The organism is Streptomyces sp. NPDC030820 (assembly GCF_055572075.1).
Genome location: NZ_JBVIEB010000039.1, coordinates 1 through 3699, shown reverse-complemented (window position 1 = coordinate 3699; position 3699 = coordinate 1). Strand labels below are relative to the sequence as shown.

Here is a 3699-nt window from a genome sequence, read left to right as displayed (position 1 = left end):
CGGCGCACCAGGAGCACGAGCCACCTGAACCGCGAAGAGCTCGCCCAGGGTGCCCGAAGGCAGCGGCCGGTCCGTGTCGTTCCAGCCGGACACCAGGTTTCCGCGCTCGGCCTCGTGGAGCACGTCGATCTCGCCGATCCGCGTGTCCGGGTCGGCCGCGACCTGCTCCAGCACCCGCACCAGACGGCCCGCCAGCACCTCGGCCGTCTCCTCGTCGAACAGGTCCACCGCGTACTGGATGAGGCCCTCGATCCCGACGGGAGCGCCGGTGCCGTTCCTGTGCTCGGTGAGCGAGAACGACAGGTCGAACCGCGCGTTCTCGGCCGCCGGCTTGACCGGACTGACCTGGAGACCGGACTGGCCCCACGGGTCGGTGTGCGTCTGCGCCCGGGGCTGCGGTTCCTGCACGCTCTGCATGCCGAGCGAGACCTGGAAGAGGGGGTGCCGGGTCAGGGACCGGGTCGGGCTCAGATCCTCCACCAGCCGCTCGAACGGCACGTCCTGATGCGCGTACACCGCCAGGTCCGTCTCCCGCACCCGACGCAGCAGTTCAGCGAAGGTCGGATTGCCGTCCACGCTCGTACGCAGCACCAGCGTGTTCACGAAGAACCCGGCGAGGCTGTCCAGCGCCTCGTCCCCGCGGCCGGCCACCACGGTGCCCAGCGGGATGTCGGTGCCGGCACCGAGGCGCGAGAGCAGGGAGGCCAGAGCTGCCTGCGCGACCATGAACATCGTGGCGCCGTGGCGCTGCGCGAGCTCCACGAGCCGTGCGTGCTCCCGGGCGCCCAGCCGCACGGGTACGGAGGCGCCGCGGAAGGTCCCGGATGCCGGGCGCGGCCGGTCGCTGGGCAGCGACAACTCCTCGGGCAGACCCGCCAGGGCACCCCGCCAGTAAGCGAGCTGACCACTGATCACACTCTCCGGGTCGTCCAGTTCGCCGAGCACCTCGCGTTGCCACAGCGCGTAGTCCGCGTACTGCACCGGCAGCGGAGCCCAGTCCGGGGCGTGGCCCGCACGACGCGCCTCATAGGCGACCCCGAGATCACGGGTGAGGACACCCATGGACCAGCCGTCCACGGCGATGTGGTGCACCGCCAGGACCAGCACGCTCTCCGTCGGGGACACCACCAGCAGGCGGGTCCGCCACGGCAGGTCGCGCGCCATGTCGAACCCGCGGCTTACGTAGGCGCCCACTTCCCGCTCCAGGTCCGTCTCGGCGACCCGGTCGACGGCCAGGGTCGGCCGGGCGGCCGGGCCCTCCAGGACGTGCTGCCGGGGGACGCCCGCGGTCTCGGGGAAAACAGTGCGCAGGGTCTCGTGGCGGTCGGCGAGATCACCGAGGGCGGCCTCGAGGGCGGCCGTGTCGACCTCGCCGGACAACCGGAGGACCAGCGGCAGGTTGTATCCGGCGCCGGCGCCGCTCTCCTCGAGCCGGTTGAGGAACCACATGCGCTGCTGCCCGAACGACAGCGGCACCACCTCGGGACGCGGCCGCGCCGCCAACGGCACCCGCGTCGCGGCCGTCTCGCCCTCCACCAGCTGGGCCACCCCGGCCGCCGTCGGTGCGGTGAACAGCTCCCGGATGCTGATCTCGGCGTCCAGTACGGCCCGGATACGGGCGAGCAGTCGCATCGCGAGGAGTGAGTCGCCGCCGAGCTCGAAGAACGAGTCCTCGGCCCCGACCCAGTCCAGGCCCAGCACCTCGCCGAAGAGCCCGCACACCACCTCTTCCAGCACCGTCACGGGACCGCGGCCGGCCGCGGCGCCCGTGAAGTCGGGGGCGGGCAGCGCCTCGCGGTCGAGCTTGCCGTTCTCGGTGACCGGGAGCGTGTCCAGTACCACCACAGCCGAGGGGACCATGTACTCGGGCAGCAGTGCCTCTGCGTACTCCCGGAGGACGGCGGTGCCGACGCGGTTCTGCGCGGCCGGGACGACGTAGGCGACCAGGCGCTTCTCCCCCGGCCGGTCCTCGCGCGCGATCACCACAGCCTGGGCGACCGACTCGTGCGCGGTGAGCACCGTCTCGATCTCGGCGGGCTCGACACGGAAACCACGGATCTTCACCTGCGCGTCCGCACGCCCGGCGAAGACCAGCTCACCCTGAGGGGTCCACCGGGCGAGGTCACCGGTCCGGTACATGCGGGCACCCGGCCCGGCGAAGGGCGACGCCACGAAGCGTTCGGCGGTCAGAGCGGGCCGGTCCGCGTAGCCACGGGCCAGACCGGCGCCGGCCACGTACAGTTCGCCGGTCACACCGACAGGAACGGGCTGGAGGAACTCGTCCAGGACGAACACCCGCGTGTTGTCACGCGGCCGACCGATCGGCAGCACCTGCGGCGCCTCACCACCGACCGGGATCGTGTACGTGGTCGCACACAACGTCACCTCGGTCGGACCATACAGATGCCGGACCACCAGATGGGGGTTGGCCGTCAGAACCTGCGCCACCGCACCCACCGGGACCACGTCACCGCCGGTCAGCACCTCAAAGACACCGGCCAGACACCGCGGCGACTCCTCGGCCAGCACACCGAACAGACCCGCCGTCAGGTGCACCGACGTGATCCGGTGCCGTTCGATCAGCCGCTCCAGCGACTCCGCGTCCACGGTCCCGGGCGGGGCCACGACCACCGTGGCGCCGTTGAGCAGCGGCATCCACAGCTCATAGGTGGAGGCGTCGAAGGCATGCGGGGCATGCATCAGCACCCGCTTGCCCGCATCCGCCTCCCAGCAGCCATCCAGCGCCAGCGCCACCAAAGCGGACTGCGACACCGCCACGCCCTTCGGCACACCCGTCGAACCCGACGTATACATCACATACGCCAGATCCCCACCGCCGGCACGGACGTCCGGAGCGCTGTCGTCCGCACCCGCCAGCAGCCGCTCGACGGGCACGACGGGCACCACGTCCCGACCGTCCAACGCCCGGTCCACCGTCCGGTCCGCCGTACGGTCGGCCACCACGGCCACCGTGTCGGCGAGCATCAGCCCGGCCCGCTCGGCCGGGTATCCGGTGTCCACCGGGACGTACGCCGCACCGGACTTGGCGACGCCGAGCAGCACCGCGATCAGCTCCGCCGACCGCTCCAGCACCACACCGACCCGCCGACCGGGACCGGCACCCAGCGCGATCAGCTCGTGCGCCACCCGGTTCGCGGCGGCGTCCAGCTCCGCGTACGACCACTCCACCTCACCGGCCACCAACGCCGGTGCGTCCGGAGTACGAGCCGCCCGAGCCGCGAAGAGCTCGCCCACGGTCCCCGCGGGCAACGGCCGGTCCGTGTCGTTCCAGCCCGACAGGAGCTCCGTGCGCTCGGCGTCGTCCAGCAGCTCCACCTGGCCCACCCGCAGCTGCGGATCGGCGGCCACCTGTTCCAGCACCCGCACCAGGCGGTCGGCCAGGGACCGTGCGGTCGCCTCGTCGAAGAGATCGGTGGCGTACTGGATGCCGCCGTCGATCCCGGCCGGGGCGCCGTCGCCGTCACGGCGCTCGCCCAGGCTCACCGACAGGTCGAAGCGCGCCGTCTCCAGCCCGTGCTGCTCCATCGCGCGCACCCGCACACCGGGCAGCTCCCACTGCGTGGGCCGGCTGTTCATGACGCCGAGCATGACCTGGAAGAGGGGGTGGCGGGCCAGCGAGCGGGAGGAGCTGAACTCGTCCACCAGCCGCTCGAACGGCACGTCCTGGTGGGCGTAGGC

General features: G+C 72.2%; 1 protein-coding gene. It reads right to left on the bottom strand.

The window, feature by feature from the left end:
• The coding region (locus tag ACZ418_RS42805) for an amino acid adenylation domain-containing protein (protein ID WP_468374281.1) at positions 1-3699 on the bottom strand (3699 nt) is incomplete at both ends.